Here is a 20,087-nt window from a genome sequence, read left to right as displayed (position 1 = left end):
CGGACAAAAAGATCCGGGCGCTCATCCACCCCCGAAGGAGACAACATGATCCAACGACGTCAGTTCCTGCAATCGTCGGCCGCCGTGGCGCTGGGCAGTGCGCTGTCCGGCGTCCATGCCCAGGCGCCGGTCACCCTGCGCTTCCACACCTTCATGGCGCCCACGTCCAACGTGTGGACGCTCATGCTCAAGCCCTGGATGGAGAAAGTCGAAAAAGACGCGGGCGGGCGCATCCGCTTCGAGGCCTACCCGGCCATGCAGATGGGCGGCACGCCGCCACAGCTCTACGACCAGGCCCGCGACGGCGTGGTCGACATCGTCTGGACCCTGCCCGGCTACATGCCCGGTCGCTTCGTGCGCGGCGAGGTGTTCGAGCTGCCTTTCATGATGTCCGAGGCCGGCGCCACCTCGCGCGCCTACTGGGAGTACATCCAGACCCAGGCGCCCGACGAGTTCAAGGACACCAAGGTGCTCGCGCTGCACGTGCACGGCCGCGGCTCGTTCCACACCACGCAGCCGATCAGGACGGTGTCCGATCTCAAGGGCATGAAGCTGCGAGCGCCGTCGCGCCTGATCACGCGCCAGCTCTCCACCTACGGCGCGGTGCCGGTGGGCATGCCCTTGCCAGGCATCCCCGACGCCTTGTCCAAGGGCACCATCCAGGGCGTGGCCACGGCCTGGGACGTGGTGCCGTCGGTCAAGGTGCACGAGCTCACCAAGTTTTCGACCGACTTCGCCGACGACGTGCCCGGCTTCTACACCGGCACTTTTGTGATGGCGATGAACCGCAGCAAGTACGAGTCGCTGCCGCCGGATCTGAAGAAGGTGATCGACGCGAACTCGGGCATCGAGACCTCGGCGCAGTTCGGCACCATCACCCAGTCCAGCGACGCGATCGGCCGCAAGGCCGTGGCCGACCGCGGCAACACCATCCACACCATCTCCAAGGCCGATGCGCAGGAGTTCATCCGCCTCGCGGGTCCGGTGAAAGAAGAGTGGGTGGCCGACATGAACAAGCGCGGCTACGACGGCGAGAGGCTGCTGCAGACGGCCAAGTCGCTGATCGCCAAGTACTCGAAGAGCTGAGACAAGAGAAAGGAAGCGCCATGTTCATCCTGAACACCTGGTACATCGCCGCCTGGGGCCACGAGGTCGCCGACAAACCCTTCGCGCGCCGCATCTGCGACCAGCCGGTGGTGCTGTTCCGGGACAAACAGACGCAGCAGATCGCGGCGCTCGAGGACAAGTGCTGCCACCGCGCCGCGCCGCTGTCCATGGGCGTGGTGGTGGACGCCGGCCTGCAGTGCGGCTACCACGGCGTGGTGCACGACTGCGCGGGCCGCTGTGTGCACATTCCCGGGCAGGACAAGATCCCCGCGCGCGCCAAGGTCCGCGCCTACCCGGTGGTCGAGAAGAACGAGTTCATCTGGATCTGGATGGGCGACCCCGAGCTCGCCGACCCGTCGAAGATCGTCGACTACCCCTACAACGACGACCACGCCAATTGGCCCCACCACCGCGGCTTCTATCACATCAAGGCCGGCTACATGCTCATGGTGGACAACCTCATGGACCTGACCCACCTGGGTTACGTGCACGGCTCCACCATCGGCGGCAACCCGCTCACGCACGTCGAGGCGCTGATGGACGTCACCAAGACCGACGACAGCATCAAGTACGTGCGCTGGATGCTCAACTCGGTGCCGCCGCCGACCTACCTCGCCGCCGTGCCGTTCCAGGGCCGCGTCGACCGCTGGCAGGAGTTCGAGTTCTCGCCGCCGAGCAATGTGCTGCAGTGGAGCGGCGCGGTCGACGCCGGCACCGGCGCGCGTGAGCACGGGCACCGCAGCGGCGGCTTCTCGCTGCGCATCTTCCACGGCCTCACGCCCGAGACCGAGAACACGTGCTTTTATTTCTTTGCACCGGCCAACGGCTATCGGCCCGAAGACGAGGCGGCCACCGCGGCGCTGATGGACCACATCTCCGAAGCCTTCATGGAAGACAAGCTGATCTGCGAAGGGCAGCAGGCGCGCCTGAACGAGCTCGGCGAAGACGGCCTGGTCGACATCGTGTCCGACGCCACCCGCGTGCAGTTGCGCCGCATCGTGCGCCGCATGGCCGAGGCCGAGGCGCGGCAGGTGGCCCACAAGGCGCAGCAGGACGCCGCGGTCCGCCCGGTGGTGCCGATTCAGCCCGCGACCGCGACGCCGGGTTGAGGGCGACCCGGTCATGAGCGGCCTCGACGTGAGGGTCGCGCGCAAGACGCTCGACGGCGCGGCCGTGGCGGTGTTCGAGCTGCGTGCGATCGATGGCAGTGAGCTGCCGCCTTTCAGCGCCGGTGCGCACGTGGACGTGTACCTGCCCGGTGGTGCGGTGCGCCAGTACTCGCTGTGCAACGCGCCCTGGGAACGCGACCGCTACCTGCTTGGCGTGCAGCGTGCCGCGCCCTCGCGCGGCGGGTCGGTGGCGCTACACGAAGCGGTGCACGAAGGCGCGGTGCTGCAGATCGGCACGCCGCGCAACCTGTTCGCGCTCGCGCCGGCTTCGCACACGCTGCTGCTGGGCGCGGGCATCGGCATCACGCCGCTGCTGGCCATGGCCGAGCAGCTGCACGCCGATGGCGCTTCCTTCGCGCTGCACTACAGCGTGCGCCATGCGGCGACGGCCGCCTTTCGCGAGCGGCTCGCCACCGCGGGCTATGCCGACCGCGTGCATGTGCACGCCAGCGGCGACCCGGGCTGCGCGCGCATCGCGCTCGAGCGCGTGCTGGCCCGGCCCGATGCGCGCGCGCGCCTGTGCGTGTGCGGCCCGGCGGGCTACATCGCCGACGTGCTGGCCGCGGCCCGCGCGCAGGGCTGGCGCGATGAACAGGTGTGCGTGGAGCGCTTCAGCGCCGAATCGCCCGCGGTGCAGGCCGGCGATGCCGCCTTCGACGTGGTCGTGGCCAGCAGCGGCCTGCGCGTGCGCGTGGCGCCGGGCCGCGCGGTGCACGAAGCGCTGGCCGAGGCCGGCGTGGAGGTGCCGGTGTCGTGCGAGCAAGGCGTCTGCGGCACCTGCGTCACGCGCGTGCTGGCGGGCGTGCCCGACCACCGCGACAGCTACCTTGACGAACGCGAGCGCGCCAGCGGCCAGTGCATGGCGCTGTGCTGCTCGCGCGCCAAAACCCCCGAGCTCGTGCTCGATCTTTGAGGACTTCGACAGTGCAGGAAAGCGTCATCGACCTGAACACGCCCGACGGCGTGATGAACACCGAGCGGTTCGTGCCCGACGGACCCGGGCCGCACCCGGTGGTGCTGTTCTACATGGACGCTTTCGGCGTGCGCGACGAACTGCGCGATATGGCGCGCCGCCTGGCCGGCCTGGGCTACCTGGTGCTCATGCCCAACCTCTATTACCGCGAGACGCGCCGCTTCGTGCTGCAGCCCGGCGAGGCCGGCATGGACATCCTGCGCGCCATGATGGGCCGCCTGAGCATCGCGATGGTGCAGCGCGACACCGGCGCGATGCTCGACTTCGTGGACAGCGACCGCGCGGCGCGGCGCGAGCGCATCGGCGCCGTGGGCTATTGCATGAGCGGCCCCTTCGTCATCGGTGCGGCCGATCGCTACCCCGATCGCATCGCCGCCATCGCGTCCATCCACGGCGCCAACATGGTCACCGAGGCGCCCGATTCGCCGCACCGCCTTGCAGCGCGCCTGCGCTGCGAGACCTACGTGGCCTGCGCCGAGATCGACAAATGGGCGCCGCCGGCCGAGATGGCCGAGCTCGAACGGCAGCTGCGCGCCAGCGGTGCGCCGCACACGCTCGAGTGGTACCCGGGCGCCCAGCACGGCTTCGTGTTTCCGCAGCGCGCGCACGCCTACGACGCCGTCAGCGCGGAGCGCCATTGGCAACGCCTCGAAGCGCTGTTCGCGCGCTGCCTCTGAAGGGCGGGGGCGGGCGCCGCCCCCGCGGCGTGTCAGCCCACGCGCTGCACCGCCGGGCGCGCGGCCACGGCCTTGAGCCAGCGATCGATCGCGGGCGTGTCGCCCAGCGCGCCATCCGACCAGCCCTTGACGCGCTGCAGCCAGCCCGCGGTGGAGCAGAAGGTGGGGATGTCGGCGATCGAGTAATCGCCGCAGATGTACTCGTTCTGCTGCAGCCGCCGCTCGAGCACCTTGAAGAGCCGCACCGCCTCGGTGTTGAAGCGCTCGACCGTGCCGGGCACGCGATCGGGCAGATCGCTGTAGTGATGCAACTGCGGCAGCGTGCCGCCCACCGAGCCCGTGCCCCAGACCAGCCAGGCCAGCACGTCGTAGCGCTTCGCGCCCGCGGCGGGCAACAGCCGGCCGCTCTTCTCCGCCAGGTAGGTGAGGATGGCCGCGGTCTCGAACACCGGTACCGGGCCGTCCGCCGTGTGGTCGACGATGGCGGGGATCTTGTTGTTCGGCGAGATGGCGAGGAACTTCGGGTCGAACTGCTCGCCCTTTTTGATGTCGACGGTGACGGCCTGGTAGGCCTCGCCCGACTCCTCGAGCATGATCTGCGCCTTGCGCGCGTTGGGGCCGGGGTAGGTGTAGAAGGTGATCATGCCGTTCCCTCAGGCCGCCACGGTCTTGGCGTCGATCAGCTCGATCTTGTAGCCGTCCGGGTCCTGCACGAAGGCCAGGTGGAGCGTGTCGTTCTTCATCGGGCCGGCCTCACGCACGATGTTCGCGCCCTTGGCCTTGAGATCCGCGCAGACGGCATAGAGGTCGTCCACCGCGATGGCGATGTGGCCGTAGCCGCCACCGAGCTCATAGGGCTTGTCCTGGTCCCAGTTGTGCGTCAGCTCGATCACGGCGTGGTCGATCTCGGCGCCGTAGCCCACGAAGGCCAGCGAAAAGCGGCCTTCGGGGTAGTCCTTGCGGCGCAGCAGCTTCATGCCCAGCAGGCGGGTGTAGAAGTCCAGCGACTGCTCCAGGTCGCGCACGCGCACCATGGTGTGCATCACGCGGTGCCGGGGATGCTGCGCGGGTTGTTGCTCGGGGCTGCTCATGACGGTTGTCTCCTTCGTGGCGGGGTTGTCCGGTTCGTGGCCTCGATCGGTTTGCAGTTGGTATTGCAACGTTGAGGTTGCAACATTATGCTCAGGCCTTCCGCATTCAACAAGCCCCCATTCAGGAGACCGCCATGGCCACCGCCATCCCCTTCACGCCGCACGCCGACGAGGCCGTTCTCAGCCGCATCCGCCGCCAGCTCGCCGAATACCGCTGGCCGCATGTGCCGCCCGGCCTGGGCTGGTCTTGCGGGGCCGAGGCGGAAACGGTGCGCCACCTGGCGGACCGCTGGCTGAACCACTTCGATTGGCGCGCCGAGGAAGCGCGGCTGAACCAGCGCGAGCACTTCAAAGCCGAGGCCGCAGGCACGGTGCTGCATGGCGTGCACGTGCGTGCTGCCCGCGCCAGCGACCGCGCACCGCTGGTGCTGGTGCACGGCTGGCCGGGCAGCTTTCTCGAATACCTCGAGGTGGCGGACCGCGTGGCCGGCGCGGACGACGGCGGCCGCGACGTGGTGGTGGTCTCGCTGCCCGGGACCGGTTATTCGGACACGCCCGAACAGCCCATGGGACCGCGCGCGGTGGCCCGCTCGGTGCATGCGCTCATGACCGAGGTGCTCGGCCATGCGCGCTACGTGGCACACGGCGCCGACTGGGGCTCCATCGTGTCCGCCTGGCTGGGCTTCGACCAGCCCGCGCACTGCGCGGGGGTGCACATGACCATGGTCAGCCCGCGCTTCGTGGCCGGCCTGGTCAAGGAGCCCGAGGAGCAGGCCTGGCTCGCGGGCTTTCGCGAGCGCTTCGAGGACGACGGCGCCTACTTCCGCCTGCAGACCACGCGACCGGCGACCGCGGGCTTCCTGCTGGCCGACAACCCGGTGGGGCTGCTCGCGTGGATGCTCGAAAAGTTCGCCGCCTGGAGCGACCCGGCGCAGGGCGATCCGTCGGCGTTGTTCCGCACGCCCGAGCTGGCCGACCGGCTGCTGCGCAACGTGATGCTCTACCTGGTCACCGGCACCGCCGCGTCGTCGATCTGGATCTACCGCGCGCTCACCGCCGAAGGCCCGCCCGGCTACCCCGGTGGCCAGCGCGTGAACGTGCCGGTGGCCTTCGCCGCCACGCGCGACCCGATGTTCGTGCCCCCGCCGCGCGGCCTGGTGGAGAAGGCCTACAACGTGGTGCGCTGGACCGCGCTGCCGCGCGGCGGCCACTTCCCCGGCCTGGAGGTGCCCGAGCTGCTCGCCGACGACATCGCGGCGTTCGCCAACGGCCTGTGAAGGCGGGGCTGCCCGGGGAGCTTGTACAGTACATCCGTTGTCACAGCACGTGACCAGGGACCATCGGAATGAGCAAGACGGCGGGCAAGCCTGCGGCAGCGGGCAAGGCGAAAGAGAAGGCGAAAGAGAAGGCGGCACCCCGTAGCCGCCCCAAGCGGGAGGTGCTCAACCTCTCGTACTACGTCACGTATTACTTCACCGTCCTGGCCAACAAGCTGTCCAGCGGCGCGTCGCGGCTTTACCTCAAGCGCTTCGACATCGGCATCATCGAATGGCGCGTGCTCGCGATGGTGGCGATCGAGCCTGGCATCGCGTCCGCGCGCGTGACCACGGTGATCGGCATCGACAAGGCCTCGGTGAGCCGCGAGTCGCGCCGCCTGGAAGAAAAGGGCTACCTCAGCGTCACCGTCGACCCGACCAATGCGCGCCGCAACGTGCTCGAGCTCACGCCCGCGGGCTACGAGTTGCACGACCGCATCATCCAGGTGGCGCTCGAGCGCGAGCGCCGCCTGCTGTCCGACCTGAGCCCCGAGGAGATCGACGTGCTCGTCGACCTGCTGCAGCGGACCACGGCCCGCATTCCCTACGTCAACGAGTACGACCCCGAGTCGACCGCCGCCGCGGTGACCAAGCCGGCGCACCGCAAGAACACGCACACGCGCTGAGCGCTGGCCCCCGGTTTCAGAGGTCGAGCACCAGGCGCGCCGAGCGCGCCCGTGAACAGCATGGCGTCATGTGCGTGTTGGCCGCTTTCTCTTCGTCGGTTTGGTATTCGTCGCGATGCTCCGGCACGCCCTCGATCACCGCCACCAGGCAGGTACCGCAAATGCCCTGCTCGCACGACAGCGGCACCGCCACCCCCGCCTCCATCAGCACCTGCGCGGCGCTGCGTCCTTCGGGCACGAGCACGGTCACGCCGCTGCGGCGGGCCTCCAGGGCGAAGGCGCCGCCTGACTGTTCCACCTCGGCCTTGAAATGCTCGACATGCATCTGGTCCGCCGGCCAGTCGCGGGCGGCCGCGCCAGCGCTGACGTGGGCGATGAAGCCTTCCGGTCCGCAGCAGTACACGTGCGCCTGGCGGTCGGCGAACAGGGCGTCCAGCGACAGGCGCTGGGCGTCGGGGCCGTCGTCGAGGTGCAGCCGCAGCGCAGCGCCGAAGCCGCTGCCCTCGATCTCGGCCACGAAGGCCGCACGGTCGCGGCTGCGCGCACAGTAGTGCAGCGTGAACGGCGTGCCCCGCGCGTGCAGTGCGTGCGCCATGGCCAGCAGCGGCGTGATCCCGATGCCCCCGGCCGCCAGCACCACCGGGCGGTCGTCGCTGGCGAGTGCAAACTGGTTGCGGGGGCGGCCGACCTGCAGCAGCCGGCCCTCGATCAGGTCGCGGTGCACCGCGAGCGAGCCGCCCCGCGAGGCCGGATCGCGCAATACCCCGAGCCGGTAGCGGTGGCGCTCGCCCGGCGGGTTGCAAAGCGAGTACTGGCGCACCAGCCCCGGGGCCACCTCCACGTCCAGGTGTGCGCCCGCATCAAAAGGCGGCAGCTCGCCACCGTCGGCAGGCACCAGCTCGAGCGCGACGATGTCGGTGGCGGCGGCTTCGCGCCGCGCGATGCGAACGCTCATGCGTTCGCCGTCATGGGGGGCGCTCATTGCGGCCGTGCGTCTTCGCTGAGCAGGCGGTCGAGCACGCGGCGGTAGCGCGTCGGGCCTGCGTCGATGGCGAGCAGCACGGGCGAGAGCGGCGTGCGCGACTGGTCCATCAGGCGCTGCTGGGCCTCGATCACGGGCACGTCCTGTTCGGCAAAGGCGAAGGTGCGCATCTCGAAGATCTTGTCGCGGATCGCGCTGTTCTTTTCGTCGCCCTCGGTGAGCACGTTCCAGCGCGCGGCGGAGTAGTGGTAGTGCGTGGTGCGCTCGGTCTCCGGCGTGAGCAGGTGCAGGGCGAAGTAGCCCGTGCCTTTTTCCTTGGGCTCGCCCGGCTTGCTCACGCCGAACTCCAGGATCATGTAGCAGGGCGCATACCAGCTGATCGTGCTCCACTGGTCGCCGCGCTCGAAGCCGGGCGGGCTCATCATCTTGAGAATGCCCGGGGTGTCGGCGTTCTTCGAGGGGCGGCTCACCGCCACCACATCGCCCGTTTGCTCCACCTTGATGTCGGCTTCGACGGTATCGGCATTGCCCAGGATGCCCGCGTGCACGTACGACGTGTGGCTGAGGTCGAGCAGGTTGTCCACCACCAGCTCGTAGTTGGCTTTCACCGACAGGTAGCCGGGGCGGGTAATGTGCAGGTCCGGCCGGTCGTCCAGGCAGCTGTAGTCCGGAATCTTCGACGGGTCGGGTGTCTTGTCGCCCATCCAGATCCACAACAGCGTGTGGCGTTCCACCACCGTGTAGGCCTTGAGGTGGGCCGCGGCCGGGATGGTGCAGTTGCCGTGCGGATTCTTCACGCACTTGCCATCGGCGCCGAACTCCAGGCCGTGGTAGATGCATTGCACCCGGTCGCCCGCCATCAGCTTGCCCATGGACAGCGGCGCGAATCGGTGCGAACAGCGGTCGGTCATGGCCGCGATGCCGCCGTCCTCCTTGCGGAAGAACACGATGGGCTCGTTGAGCAGGGTGCGCGCCACCATCTTGCCGGGCTCGAGGTCGGCCGACCACATGGCCACGTACCACGTGTTGCGGATGAAGCGGTCGGCGGCCTTGGCCGGCATGGCGGCACGGACCAGGGGTTGTTCGGTGGCGGGAGCGGTGGTGGCCTGGTTCATGGAAGGTCCTTGTCTCTTCTGGGGGGAGGGCGGAGCGGGGGCGGGCCCGCCCGGCGGAAAACCGGGATGCCGATAGGCTAGCCCAGCGCCCGAACGCGTCGCAAGCGAGAGTTCTTCATGCGGTCATGAGGTGGACTGTTGGCTCGGCGGCAGCGCCACAGGTTCGCTCATGCACGCATGAAGAACTCTCGTTGGCGCCTCCCGAACCCCGTGGCTAGTATCCGCGCCCATTCGAGACACCGCCGATGAGCCCGATCCTGCTGCAAACCCAACACCTCACGAAAGCGTTCAAGGGCTTCACCGCCGTGAACGGCGTGAACCTCACCGTGCGCCGGGGGACGATCCATGCCCTGATCGGACCCAACGGCGCGGGCAAGACCACCTGCTTCAACCTGCTGACCAAGTTCCTCGAGCCCAGCGATGGCCGCATCGTGTTCGATGGCCATGACATCACCCGAGAAGCACCCGCCGACATCGCCCGCCGCGGCGTGATCCGCTCGTTCCAGATCTCGGCGGTGTTTCCGCACCTCACAGTGCTCGAAAACGTGCGCCTGGGCCTTCAGCGCCAGCTCGGAACCACGTACCACTTCTGGCGCAGCGAGGCGTCGCTGCGTCCGCTGCACGCGCGGGCCCTCGAGCTGCTGGACGAGGTGGGGCTGGCGCCGTTCGCGAATGAAACCTGTGTCAACCTGTCCTACGGCCGCAAGCGGGCGCTCGAGATCGCCACCACGTTGGCGATGGACCCGGTGCTCATGCTGCTGGACGAGCCCACCCAGGGCATGGGCCACGAGGACGTGCACCGCGTCACCGAACTGATCCGGCGCGTGGCCGTGGGCCGGACGGTGCTCATGGTGGAGCACAACATGAACGTCGTCTCGACGATCGCCGACACCATCACGGTGTTGCAGCGCGGCGCCGTGCTGGCCGAAGGCAATTACGCCGACGTGTCGACCAATCCGGCCGTGCTTGAGGCCTACATGGGGTCCGAAGCCACCAGCCTGCAGGGGGTGCACTGAGATGGGCACCGCATTGCGCATCACCGGGCTGCACGCCTGGTACGGCGAATCCCATGTGCTGCACGGCGTGGACCTTGAGGTTCGCGAGGGCGAGGTGGTCACCCTGCTGGGGCGCAACGGCGCGGGGCGCACCAGCACCTTGCGCGCCATTCTCGGACTCACGGGTTCGCGCCGCGGGAGCATCGAGGTGTTTGGCCGCGAGACCATTGGCCTGCCGACCCACCGGATCGCCCCGCTGGGCATCGGCTACTGCCCCGAGGAGCGCGGCATTTTCGCCAGCCTGTCGGTGGAGGAGAACCTGCTGCTGCCGCCGCGGCTGCGCAATGCCGCCGGGGGCATGAGCGTGGAGGAAATCCACGAGCTGTTCCCCAACCTCGCCGAGCGGCGCCAGAGCCCGGGCACACGCCTGTCGGGCGGTGAGCAGCAGATGCTGGCTGTCGGTCGCATCCTGCGCACCGGTGCGCGCTTGCTGCTGCTCGACGAAATCTCCGAAGGGTTGGCGCCGGTGATCGTGCAGGCACTGGCCGCCATGATCCGCACGCTGCGTGCCAAGGGCTACACCGTGCTCATGGTGGAGCAGAACTTCCGCTTTGCCGCGCCGCTGGCCGATCGCTTCTACGTGATGGAGCACGGCCGCGTGGTGGAAGCCTTTGCCGCGCCAGAACTGAATGCCAGGATGCCTCAGCTGCAAGAGCTGCTGGGCGTGTGAGCAAAGCCATGCAATTGTTCGATATCCCCGCCTCCGTTCTGCTCAGCCAACTGTTGCTTGGCCTGGTCAATGGCTCGTTCTACGCCATCCTCAGCCTGGGCCTCGCCGTCATCTTCGGCCTGCTGCACGTCATCAACTTCGCGCACGGCGCCTTGTTCATGCTCGGCGCGGTGCTCACCTGGGTCGGCCTCAACCAGTTCGGCATCAATTACTGGGCCATGCTGGTGATCGCACCCTTGCTCGTGGGCGTGTTTGGTGTCGCGATCGAGCGGCTGCTGCTGCGCTGGATCTACAAGCTCGACCACCTCTACGGCATGCTGCTCACCCTGGGCGTCACGCTCGTGCTCGAAGGTGTGCTGCGCGCCATCTACGGCGCTTCGGGCTTGCCCTACAGCCCGCCGCCCGCCTTGCAGGGGGCCACGCAACTGGGCTTCATGTTCCTGCCCAACTACCGCATCTGGGTGGTGGTCGCTTCGCTGGCCGTGTGCTTCGGCACCTGGTTCCTCATCGAGCGGACGCGCCTCGGCGCCTACCTGCGCGCCGGCACCGAGAACCCGCGCCTGGTCGAGGCCTTCGGCGTCAACGTGCCGCTGATGGTGATGCTCACCTACGCCTTCGGCGTGGCCCTGGCGGGCTTTGCGGGGGTGCTCGCCGCACCGGTGATGCAGGTGTCGCCGCTCATGGGGCAGAACCTGATCATCGTGGTCTTCGCGGTGGTGGTGATCGGCGGCATGGGCTCGATCATGGGCTCCATCCTCACCGGCCTGGGGCTGGGTGTGCTCGAAGGTCTGACCAAGGTGGTTTATCCCGAAGCGTCCGCCACCGTGGTCTTCGTGGTCATGGTGGTGGTGCTGCTGCTGCGGCCTGCCGGCCTGTTCGGAAAGGAGCGCTGAGATGAAGCGCCTGCATCGCTGGGGCTACGGCCTCGTCCTCGTCGGGCTGCTGGTGGCCCCGCTGCTCGGCGCGTACCCGGTCTTCGTCATGAAGGTGCTGTGCTTCGCGCTGTTTGCCTCGGCCTTCAACCTGCTGCTCGGGTACGCGGGGCTGCTGTCGTTCGGACACGCGGCCTTCCTGGGGGGATCGGCCTACCTCGCCGGCCACGCCATGAAGGCCTGGGGCTGGCCGCCCGAGGTCGGCCTGATCGCCGGCACCGCAGCCGGCGCGCTGCTGGGATGGGTGTTCGGTGCCATCGCCATCCGGCGTCAGGGCATCTACTTCTCGATGATCACGCTCGCGCTGGCCCAGTTGGTGTACTTCATCGCGGTGCAGACACCCGCCACCGGTGGTGAGGACGGCCTGCAGGGCGTGCCGCGCGGCACGCTGTTCGGACTCATCGACCTGCGCAACGACCTCAACATGTACTACGTGACCGTGGCGATCGTGGTGGCTGCCTACCTGCTGATCATGCGTACCACGACCTCGCCCTTCGGCCAGGTGCTCAAGGGGGTGCGCGAGAACGAGGCGCGCGCCACCTCGCTCGGCTACGACGCCAACCGCGTCAAGCTCACCGCGTTCGTGCTGTCGGCGGCCTTGTCGGGGCTGGCCGGTTCTTTGAAGACGCTGGTGCTCGGTTTTGCCACGCTGACCGATGTGCACTGGCTCACCTCGGGGCAGGTGATCCTCATGACCATGATCGGCGGCGTGGGCACGCTGTTCGGTCCTGTGGTCGGCTCCACGCTGGTGCTGCTGCTCGAAGGCAAGCTCGGGCAGTTCGGCAGCCTGCTCACCCAGCTCAGCGGGTGGGAGGGGTTCACGGCCCTGGGCCAGTCGGTCACCACGGCCATGGGCGTGATGTTCATTTTCTGCGTGCTGGCCTTCCGCCGCGGCATCATGGGCCTGCGTGCCGGCAAGCGCCGGCCGGCAGCCGGACAGGACGGCGCATGAGCGAAGCTGCCCTGCAGTTTGCCCGCGCCGACGACGGCACGCGCATCGCCTTCCGGCTGCGCGAGGTCTCGGCCGCGCGGCCCCGCGTGGCCTTCCTGCATTCGCTGGGCATGGACCACGCGCTGTGGACACCGGTGGCCGAACGCCTGGGCGACAGCGCCAGCCTGCTCTGCCTGGACCTGCGTGGGCACGGCCGCTCCGACAAGCCGCCGCCGCCGTATGGCACCGAGCGCCTGGCCCGCGACCTGCGTGGCGTGCTGGATCACCTGGGGTGGGAGCGCACCGTGCTCGTCGGGGCGTCGCTCGGGGGCTGTGTGTCGCTGCAGTTCGCCGCCGACCACGCCGACCGGCTGTGTGCGCTGGGCCTGGTGGACACCACGGCCTGGTACGGCCCGGATGCTCCGATGACGTGGAACGCGCGCGCGCGCCGGGCCCGGGAAGAGGGGCTGGCGGCCATGATCCCGTTCCAGGAAACGCGGTGGTTCACCGACGCCTTCCGCGTCGCGCGACCCGATGCGGTGGAGCGCTGCGTGCACACTTTTCTGGGCAACGATGTGCCCGCTTTCGCAGCGATGTCGGAAATGCTGGGCCGCTTCGACGGACGCAACCTGCTGCCGCGCATCGGCGTGCCCACGGCCATCCTCGTGGGTGAGGAGGACTACGCCACGCCGGTGGCAATGTCGCAGGCGCTGCAGCGCGGCATCCTCGACGCACGGCTCACCGTGGTCCCCTCGGCCCGTCACCTGGTGCAGATCGAGCGCCCCGACGCCGTAGCGAACATGGTGATGCGCCTGCTGACGCTGGTCGAGACCGCCTGAGCCGATCAGGCGCCCGGCGCCTCGGGCGCGCCGCCTTCCATGTCGTGCCAGCGCGCGCGCAGCGCGTCGCGCCGCAACTTGCCGCGCGCGTTGCGCGGCAGGGTGTCGATCGCGCAAACCGCCTTGGGCCGCTTCTCGCGCGGCAGCAGCGCCGCCGCGTGCGCGAGCAGTGCGGCGGTGTCGGTGTGGCTGCCCTCTCGCAGCACCACGAAGCACACAGCCTCTTGGCCGTAGATGGGATCGCTCACGCCCACGGCCGCGGCCTCGGCCACCGCCGGGTGTTGCAGCAAGGCGTCCTCGATCTCGCCAGGCGAGAGCTTGACGCCGCCGCGGATCACGAGATCGTCCATGCGACCCAGCAGGCGCACGAAGCCATCGCGGTCGCGCAGCGCCAGATCGCGGGTGGCGAAGCGACCACCGCGAATCGGCTGCAGCGCACCATCGGCCTGCAGCGTGCCCAGGGCCAGCTTGGCACCTTCGATCACCACCTCGCCCGGCTCGCCCGCCGCGCACGTGCGACCGGTCGCGTCCACGATGCGCAAGGCGATGCCGGGCACCGGTTTGCCGGCAGTGCCCACCCGCCGGTCACCCAGCCGATTGCCGCAGATCCAGCCGCCTTCGGACGAACCGTACAGGTTGAGCACGGTGATGCCGGTCTCGCGCTCGAAGCGTTCCCAGGTGCGTTGGGCCAGCGGCGCCGAACTCGACGACATCACGCGCAGGCCTTGCGCGCTGGCCCGCAGGCGCTCGAGCGGCTGGCTCAGCAGGATATTCAGCACGGTGGGTACCCCGGCCGCCACGGTGATGCGGTGCTGCGCAATCCAGTCGGCGAAGCGCGACGCCGAGAACTGCCGCGCCAGGCACAACGAGAGCCCGGTCTGGAGAAACGGCATGAGCGTGAGGATCTGCGGCGAATACCAGCTCAGCGAGCGGTAGTCCAGCAGACGGTCGTCGCCACGCAGGTCGAGCAGTGCGCTGCTGACCAGGCCGTTGAGCCAGTACGAGGCGTGGTCATGCATCACGATCTTCATGCGACCGCTGCTGCCCGAGGTGCAGCAGGCTGCGGCGACATCCCCGGGTGTCGGGCCCAGACCCCGCAGCCGGGCGGCGGCTCCAGGGTCGGCCGCGGTGAGCGTGATCGCCGTGGCCTGGCCCGGCACCGGTGGCCATTGGCTGAAGCGCGCGCAGGGCACGGCGCTGGCCGGGATGTCGACCACCCCGATGCGCTGGCCGTGCAGCACCAGCGCCGGCTGCAGCGTGTTGAATGCGGCTTGCGTGCTGGCCGCGCCGATCTGCGAAATGTCGAACGGGCAGACCACGGCGGCCAGGCGCCACAGCGCGAGCCAGACAACCAGCGTCTCGATCGGGCCGTCGGCGATCAGGACCACGCGCGTGCCGCGGTGCACGCCGAGGTCCCGCAGCTGCAGCGCCACGCCGTCCACCAGGCGCGCCAGCTCGCCGAAGTCCAGCGACTGGTCCCGATCCACGTCGACCAGGGCCGGGCGCCGTGGGCTGCTGGCCGCGTGGGCGGCCAGCAGGCACTCCACCGGCTGCCAGTCGACCAGGGCGTCGCAGCGCTCCATGGACGGCGGCATCAGGCGCTGGCGCCGTCTGCCTTCGGCAGGCTCAGATTGGCCAGGGCCCACTCACGGAACAGCTCCACGCGCCGCAGCTTGGACTTGGCCGCGGTCGAGGCGAGGAAGTAGCTGGAACTGGACGCCACGCGTGTGCCGAAGGGGGCCACCAGGGTGCCCCGGGCCAGGTCGCGGTCGATCAGCGGCGTGCGTCCGATGGCCAGGCCCATACCTTCCACGGCCGCAGCTTGCGAGGTGAGCTGCAACTGGAACACGGACTCGCCCGCGAAACGCACATGGCTGTGCCCCGCGGCATCGAGCCAGGCGGGCCAGTCGTCCTGGTAAAGCGAGTAGAAGTAGGTGCGGATCCGCACGAAGCGGGCCAGCCGCTCCGCCTCGCTGCCCTCGCTGCCCAGGCTTTCCAGCAACTGCGGGGAGCAGACCGGGAAGAAGGTCTCGCCGTGCAGCAGGTCCGCACGCATGCCGCTCCAGCGTCCCGAGCCGTAGCGGATCGACACGTCGTGCGTGTTGTTGTCGAACTCGTCGAAGTTGGCGCTGGTGGACAGGTGCACCGTGATGTCCGGGTGGCGGCGCTGGAAATCGGGCAGGCGCGGGATCAGGCAGTGCACCGCATAGGCCGGCAGGCAGGCGATGACCAGCACCGTGTTCACCACCTTCTTGCGCGTGTTGTCGCTGGCGATGGCCAGCATGCTGATGGCTTCACTCACCGAGCGCAGGTACTCCGTGGCCGCGGGGGTGAGCGCCAGGGTGTTGCGCTTGCGGGTGAACAGCTTGATCTCCAGCCGGTCCTCGAGAGCCTTGATCTGGTGGCTGATGGCGGTCTGCGTGACCGACAGCTCTTGCGCGGCGCGCGTGAAGCTCAGGTGACGCGCTGCGGACTCGAATGCCAGCAGGCTCTGCAAGGAAGGAATGAAGGGTCTCATGCGGGTGCTCTCAAGTGCTGCGGCCCGGCTTCTTCCGTCCGGCGTCGATGTGTCGGCGCGGGATGATCCCTGCGCTCTTCCAACCCTGCATTCCCTATTGACCCAGCGGCGCAATGGTAGCGGCAGGCTGGGCCCGGCGCGGCGCGGTGAGCGGTCATCGCGCGCGTCCCGTGAGTTTGAAGCTGCCTTGTGCGCTCGCCAGCAGCAGGGTGCCGTCGAGCCAGGCCTCGCCGCGCGCAAAGAACAGCGTGCGCGCGCGCTGCACCAGAAAGCCCTTGGCCACCACCACGCCGCTGGCGCCCTTGTTGATGAAGTTCACCGTGAGCGAGACGGTGTGGCCGTGCAGGGGTTCGTGCGCCGGCGGGCTGTAGAGACCCGCGTAGCCGCAGGCCACATCCAGCAGGGTGGACAGCACGCCGCCCTGCAGCACGCCTTGCCGGTTGAGCAGGCAGGGCTGAACCGGCAACTCGAACTCGGCATAGCCTTCGCACCATTGCGTCTGCCGCACGCCGATCAGTTCGAGGAACGGGTTGTCGACCACCGACTCGGGCGCGTCGTGGTGGGCTGAGCCGGCGTGGGGGGATCGCGGTGCTTGCATGAGAAAAGCTTAGGCACAGCGCCGGCGCTTCACCACTGAAACCCATTCATGGCGTCATGAGGCGTTCTCACCCGCCGTGTGCGCGAATGAGGGGCTCTCATGGCCGGATGAAAAACTATCGCTCGCACGCCCCGGACCCCACCAGTACTCTCCGCCGCACCCGACCAAGCCCACGCAGGCCTGCGTGCGCCCCCCGGGCTCCATTCACGAACACGCAGCAGGAGATGAACATGAAATCCTTCCCCGGCGCCAAGTCCGCGCTCTTCCTGGGCGCCGCCCTGTGCCTGGCCGCACCGGTGCATGCGCAGTACACGCAAGACGTGGTCAAGATCGGTTTCGCCACCGACATGTCCGGCCTGTTCTCCGACATCGACGGCGCGGGTGGCGTGGAGGCCGTGCGCATGGCGATTGCCGACTTCGGCGGTCAGGTGAATGGCAAGAAGATCGAGCTGATGTTCGTGGACCACCAGAACAAGCCCGACATCGCGTCCACCAAAGCGCGGGAGTGGATCGACGTGAACCAGGTCGATCTGTTGCTGGGCGGGGTGAACTCCGCCGTCGGCCTGGCCATGTCCAAGGTGTCGGCCGAGAAGAAGACGGTCTACATCTCGGTGGGCGCCGGTACCGCCCGCCTCACCAACGAGGAGTGCACGCCCTACACCGTGAACTACGCGCTCGACACCATCGCGCAGGCGCGTGTGGCCGGCCGGGCGGTGACGGATGCGGGCGGCAAGTCCTGGTACTTCCTGGTGGCCGACTACGCCTTCGGCCATTCGCTGGAGAAGGACACCTCCGAGGTGGTGAAGTCCGCCGGGGGGCAGGTGCAGGGCTCGGTGCGCCACCCGGTGTCGGCGTCGGACTTTTCCTCGTTCCTGATGCAGGCGCAGGCGTCGCGGGCGCAGGTGCTGGGCCTGGCCAATGCGGGCAGCGATCTGCACAACTCGGTCAAGGCCGCCGCCGAGTTCGGCGTCAACCGCAACATGCGCATGACCGCCATGATGCAGTTCATCTCGGACACCCACACCATGGGCCTGCAGGCCACCCAGGGCATGTACCTGTCCGAGGCCTGGTACTGGGACCTGAACGAGGAAACCCGCGCCTGGTCGCGCCGCTTCTTCGAGAAGACCAAGCGCATGCCCTCGGTGCTGCAGGCCGGGGCCTACTCGGCCACCACCACCTACCTCAACGCGGTGAAGGCGGTGGGCACCGACAACGCCGACAAGGTCATGGCGCAGCTCAAGACCGCGAAGATCAACGACTTCTTCGCCAAGAACGGCTACATCCGCCCCGACGGCCGCATGGTGCACGACTACTACCTGATGCAGGTGAAGAAGCCATCCGAATCCAAGTACCCCTGGGATTACTACAACCTGGTGGCCACGGTGAAGGGCGAAGACGCCTTCAACACCAAGGCCGAATCGAAGTGCGCGCTGTGGAAGTGATCGCGGCGCACTGATCCCCGGTCCCTTGCACGCCGACCTCCGCCGCGGGTGGGGTCGGCGTTTTCGTTCAGGAGCATCCCATGCAATTCATCCAGGCGCCCGGCCTGCCCGCGCCCGCAGGCCACTACGCGCAGGCCGTGCGGGCCAACGGTTTCGTGTTCGTGTCGGGCATGCTGCCCGACCCCGCCCTGCCGGACTTCGATTCGCAGGTGCGCGACGTGTTGCAGCGCTGCCATCAGGTGTTGCAGGCCGCGGGATGCGACTGGCCCCAGGTGGTGCAGTGCACCGCCTACCTCGCGGGCGTTGGCCACTGGCCAGCATTCAATGCGGTCTATGCGCAGGTGCTGGGCCCGCATCGCCCGGCGCGGGCCGTGGTGCCGGTGCCCGAGCTGCACCATGGCTGCCTGATCGAGCTGCAGCTGGTTGCCGTGACCACCGCCGAATGAGACCCCCTCATGCGGCGATGAAAAACAATCGCTCGCCGCGTCGAGGCCGCCCTCCTAGACTGCACGCAGCCACTTCCTGGCCATTCAATTTGCGAACCACGATGGACACCCGAACCTCCCCTTCCGACGCCCGCACCGAACGCCTGCAGATGTACATCGGTGGGCAATGGGTCGATGGCAGCAGCGGCCGCACGCTCGACAGCCTCAACCCCTACACCCAGCAGGTCTGGGCCACCGTTCCCGATGCCGGCGAAGCCGACGTGAAAGCCGCCATCGCGGCTGCCCGTGACGCCTTCGACAACGGGCCGTGGCGCCGCACCACGCCGCAACAGCGGGCCGCGCTGATGCGCAAGCTCGGTGACCTGATCGCGCGCGACGCCGAGCGCATGGCGCGCATCGAGTCGATGGACAACGGCAAGCTGCTGCGCGAGATGCTCGGCCAGTGGAATTACCTGCCCCAGTGGATGTACCACTACGCCGGCATGGCCACGCAGAGCCAGGGCGACGTGTTGCCCAGCGACCGACCCAACTTCATCGCCTTCACGCGCAAGGAACCCATCGGGGTCGTCGCGGCCATCACGCCGTGGAACTCGCCCTGCCTGCTCATGATGTTCAAGCTCGCACCGGCGCTCGCTGCCGGCTGCACCTTCGTGGTGAAGCCCTCGGAGCACACCCCGGTGTCCACGCTGCGCTTCGCCGAGCTGGTGGAGGAGGCGGGGTTTCCGCCAGGCGTCTTCAACGTCGTCACGGGTGGGGCCGACGCGGGGCGCTGGCTGGTGTCCAGCCCCGACATCGACAAGATCAGCTTCACTGGCTCGGACGGCGTGGGCAAGGCCATCGCACGGGCCGGCGCCGAGAACCTCACGCGCGTGTCGCTCGAGCTCGGCGGCAAGTCGCCGCAGGTGGTGTTCGAGGACTGTGACATCGAGGCGGCGGTCAACGGCGTCATCTCCGGCGTGTACGCGGCCACTGGCCAGACCTGCATGGCGGGCTCGCGTCTCGTGGTGCACCGATCCATCCACGACCAGGTGGTCGAGCGGCTGGTGGCCCGCGCGCGCAGCATCAAGCTCGGCGACCCGCTGGACCTGGCCAGCGAAATGGGACCGGCCGCCACCGGCCAGCAGTTCAACAAGATCCTGTCGATGGTGAAGGCGGCCGAGGCCGAAGGGGCCTGCCTGGCCTACGGCGGCCGCCAGGACGCGCTGGGCGGCTACTTCGTGCAGCCCACGATCCTCACCCAGGTGCACAACGGCATGGACATCGCGCGCGAGGAGGTGTTCGGGCCGGTGCTGTCGGTGATCACCTTCGACACCGAAGAGGAAGCGATCCGCATCGCCAACGACACGCGCTACGGCCTGGCCGCCGGCATATGGACGCAGAACGTGCAGCGCGCGCACCGCGTGGCCACGCAGCTGCGCGCCGGCAGCGTCTGGGTCAATGCCTACCGCGTCACCGCACCGTTCGCGCCCTTTGGCGGCTTCAAGCACAGCGGCATCGGCCGCGAGAACGGGCAGGACGGGCTCGACGCCTTCCTCGAAACCAAGACCGTGTGGGTGGAGCTGAGCGGCAACCTGCGCGATCCGTTCAAGCTGGGTTGACG

Annotated in this window: 21 protein-coding genes; 14 read left to right on the top strand and 7 right to left on the bottom strand. The window is 68.6% G+C overall.

Annotated elements, in window-relative coordinates; genetic code table 11:
- Nucleotides 1-45: 45 nt before the first annotated feature.
- Genes dctP through WDZ95_RS13680 form a run of 4 tightly spaced genes read left to right on the top strand, consistent with a single transcriptional unit; the run spans nt 46 to nt 3,926 of the window.
- On the top strand, nt 46-1,086 hold the full coding sequence (dctP, locus tag WDZ95_RS13695; protein ID WP_425779233.1) for a TRAP transporter substrate-binding protein DctP: 1,041 nt from the start codon (nt 46-48) through the stop codon (nt 1,084-1,086).
- Between the two features lie 20 nt (nt 1,087-1,106).
- Nucleotides 1,107-2,216 (top strand): Rieske 2Fe-2S domain-containing protein, encoded by a 1,110-nt coding sequence (locus WDZ95_RS13690; protein WP_425779231.1) that lies wholly within the window; start codon nt 1,107-1,109, stop codon nt 2,214-2,216.
- Between the two features lie 13 nt (nt 2,217-2,229).
- On the top strand, nt 2,230-3,189 hold the full coding sequence (locus WDZ95_RS13685) for a PDR/VanB family oxidoreductase (protein ID WP_425779229.1): 960 nt from the start codon (nt 2,230-2,232) through the stop codon (nt 3,187-3,189).
- Between the two features lie 11 nt (nt 3,190-3,200).
- Entirely contained in the window at nt 3,201-3,926 is a 726-nt protein-coding gene (locus WDZ95_RS13680) for a dienelactone hydrolase family protein (protein ID WP_425779227.1), read from the top strand.
- A 32-nt stretch (nt 3,927-3,958) separates the two neighbouring features.
- Here WDZ95_RS13680 and WDZ95_RS13675 read toward each other — a convergent pair whose 3' ends face one another.
- Both WDZ95_RS13675 and gloA read right to left on the bottom strand, forming a co-directional pair.
- Complete coding sequence (locus WDZ95_RS13675; protein WP_425779225.1) at nt 3,959-4,570, bottom strand: glutathione S-transferase family protein; 612 nt, start codon at nt 4,568-4,570, stop codon at nt 3,959-3,961.
- Between the two features lie 9 nt (nt 4,571-4,579).
- On the bottom strand, nt 4,580-5,017 hold the full coding sequence (gene gloA, locus WDZ95_RS13670; protein ID WP_287469435.1) for a lactoylglutathione lyase: 438 nt from the start codon (nt 5,015-5,017) through the stop codon (nt 4,580-4,582).
- A 134-nt stretch (nt 5,018-5,151) separates the two neighbouring features.
- Between gloA and WDZ95_RS13665 the strand changes: the two genes are divergently transcribed.
- Together WDZ95_RS13665 and WDZ95_RS13660 are read left to right on the top strand one after the other, a co-directional pair.
- Nucleotides 5,152-6,294, top strand: coding sequence for an epoxide hydrolase family protein (locus tag WDZ95_RS13665; protein WP_425779223.1), 1,143 nt, complete (start codon nt 5,152-5,154; stop codon nt 6,292-6,294).
- Between the two features lie 68 nt (nt 6,295-6,362).
- Entirely contained in the window at nt 6,363-6,959 is a 597-nt protein-coding gene (locus WDZ95_RS13660; protein ID WP_425779221.1) for a MarR family winged helix-turn-helix transcriptional regulator, read from the top strand.
- A gap of 16 nt (nt 6,960-6,975) precedes the next feature.
- On the opposite strand, the gene WDZ95_RS13655 is transcribed toward WDZ95_RS13660, so the two are convergent.
- Both WDZ95_RS13655 and WDZ95_RS13650 read right to left on the bottom strand, forming a co-directional pair.
- Nucleotides 6,976-7,941 (bottom strand): PDR/VanB family oxidoreductase, encoded by a 966-nt coding sequence (locus WDZ95_RS13655; protein WP_425779219.1) that lies wholly within the window; start codon nt 7,939-7,941, stop codon nt 6,976-6,978.
- Nucleotides 7,938-9,056 (bottom strand): aromatic ring-hydroxylating dioxygenase subunit alpha, encoded by a 1,119-nt coding sequence (locus WDZ95_RS13650; RefSeq protein ID WP_166228472.1) that lies wholly within the window; start codon nt 9,054-9,056, stop codon nt 7,938-7,940. Before WDZ95_RS13650 ends, WDZ95_RS13655 begins: the two co-directional genes overlap by 4 nt.
- Before the next feature lie 245 nt (nt 9,057-9,301).
- Between WDZ95_RS13650 and WDZ95_RS13645 the strand changes: the two genes are divergently transcribed.
- From WDZ95_RS13645 to WDZ95_RS13625, 5 genes are read left to right on the top strand one after another with little or no spacing between them, the layout of a single operon-like run.
- Nucleotides 9,302-10,072: an ABC transporter ATP-binding protein gene (locus WDZ95_RS13645; protein WP_425779216.1), complete on the top strand. Its 771-nt coding sequence runs from the start codon at nt 9,302-9,304 to the stop codon at nt 10,070-10,072.
- A 1-nt stretch (nt 10,073) separates the two neighbouring features.
- Nucleotides 10,074-10,781 (top strand): ABC transporter ATP-binding protein, encoded by a 708-nt coding sequence (locus WDZ95_RS13640; RefSeq protein WP_166228468.1) that lies wholly within the window; start codon nt 10,074-10,076, stop codon nt 10,779-10,781.
- An 8-nt stretch (nt 10,782-10,789) separates the two neighbouring features.
- Nucleotides 10,790-11,674: a branched-chain amino acid ABC transporter permease gene (locus WDZ95_RS13635; protein WP_166228466.1), complete on the top strand. Its 885-nt coding sequence runs from the start codon at nt 10,790-10,792 to the stop codon at nt 11,672-11,674.
- 1 nt (nt 11,675) lies between these two features.
- On the top strand, nt 11,676-12,665 hold the full coding sequence (locus WDZ95_RS13630) for a branched-chain amino acid ABC transporter permease (protein ID WP_166228464.1): 990 nt from the start codon (nt 11,676-11,678) through the stop codon (nt 12,663-12,665).
- Complete coding sequence (locus tag WDZ95_RS13625; protein ID WP_166228462.1) at nt 12,662-13,483, top strand: alpha/beta fold hydrolase; 822 nt, start codon at nt 12,662-12,664, stop codon at nt 13,481-13,483. The genes WDZ95_RS13630 and WDZ95_RS13625 overlap by 4 nt, the downstream gene beginning before the upstream one ends.
- Nucleotides 13,484-13,488: 5 nt before the next feature.
- Here WDZ95_RS13625 and WDZ95_RS13620 read toward each other — a convergent pair whose 3' ends face one another.
- The 3 genes from WDZ95_RS13620 to WDZ95_RS13610 form a co-directional block, all read right to left on the bottom strand.
- Nucleotides 13,489-15,078: a class I adenylate-forming enzyme family protein gene (locus tag WDZ95_RS13620; protein ID WP_425779213.1), complete on the bottom strand. Its 1,590-nt coding sequence runs from the start codon at nt 15,076-15,078 to the stop codon at nt 13,489-13,491.
- On the bottom strand, nt 15,078-16,001 hold the full coding sequence (locus tag WDZ95_RS13615; RefSeq protein WP_166228458.1) for a LysR substrate-binding domain-containing protein: 924 nt from the start codon (nt 15,999-16,001) through the stop codon (nt 15,078-15,080). Before WDZ95_RS13615 ends, WDZ95_RS13620 begins: the two co-directional genes overlap by 1 nt.
- A 154-nt stretch (nt 16,002-16,155) precedes the next feature.
- The gene (locus WDZ95_RS13610; protein WP_425779211.1) at nt 16,156-16,599 is read right to left on the bottom strand and encodes a PaaI family thioesterase; all 444 of its coding nucleotides are present in this window, start codon (nt 16,597-16,599) and stop codon (nt 16,156-16,158) included.
- Between the two features lie 224 nt (nt 16,600-16,823).
- Between WDZ95_RS13610 and WDZ95_RS13605 the strand changes: the two genes are divergently transcribed.
- From WDZ95_RS13605 to WDZ95_RS13595, 3 genes are all read left to right on the top strand, one after another.
- Entirely contained in the window at nt 16,824-18,041 is a 1,218-nt protein-coding gene (locus WDZ95_RS13605) for an ABC transporter substrate-binding protein (RefSeq protein ID WP_166228454.1), read from the top strand.
- Nucleotides 18,042-18,121: 80 nt separating this feature from the next.
- Nucleotides 18,122-18,487, top strand: a complete 366-nt coding sequence (locus WDZ95_RS13600; protein ID WP_166228452.1) for a RidA family protein — start codon at nt 18,122-18,124, stop codon at nt 18,485-18,487.
- A gap of 101 nt (nt 18,488-18,588) precedes the next feature.
- On the top strand, nt 18,589-20,085 hold the full coding sequence (locus WDZ95_RS13595; RefSeq protein ID WP_166228450.1) for an aldehyde dehydrogenase: 1,497 nt from the start codon (nt 18,589-18,591) through the stop codon (nt 20,083-20,085).
- Nucleotides 20,086-20,087 lie beyond the last annotated feature (2 nt).

Origin of the sequence: Hydrogenophaga sp. T2 (assembly GCF_049843535.1) — a bacterium.
Classification (GTDB): domain Bacteria; phylum Pseudomonadota; class Gammaproteobacteria; order Burkholderiales; family Burkholderiaceae_C; genus Hydrogenophaga; species Hydrogenophaga crocea.
This window is presented reverse-complemented; position numbering and strand designations above follow the sequence as displayed.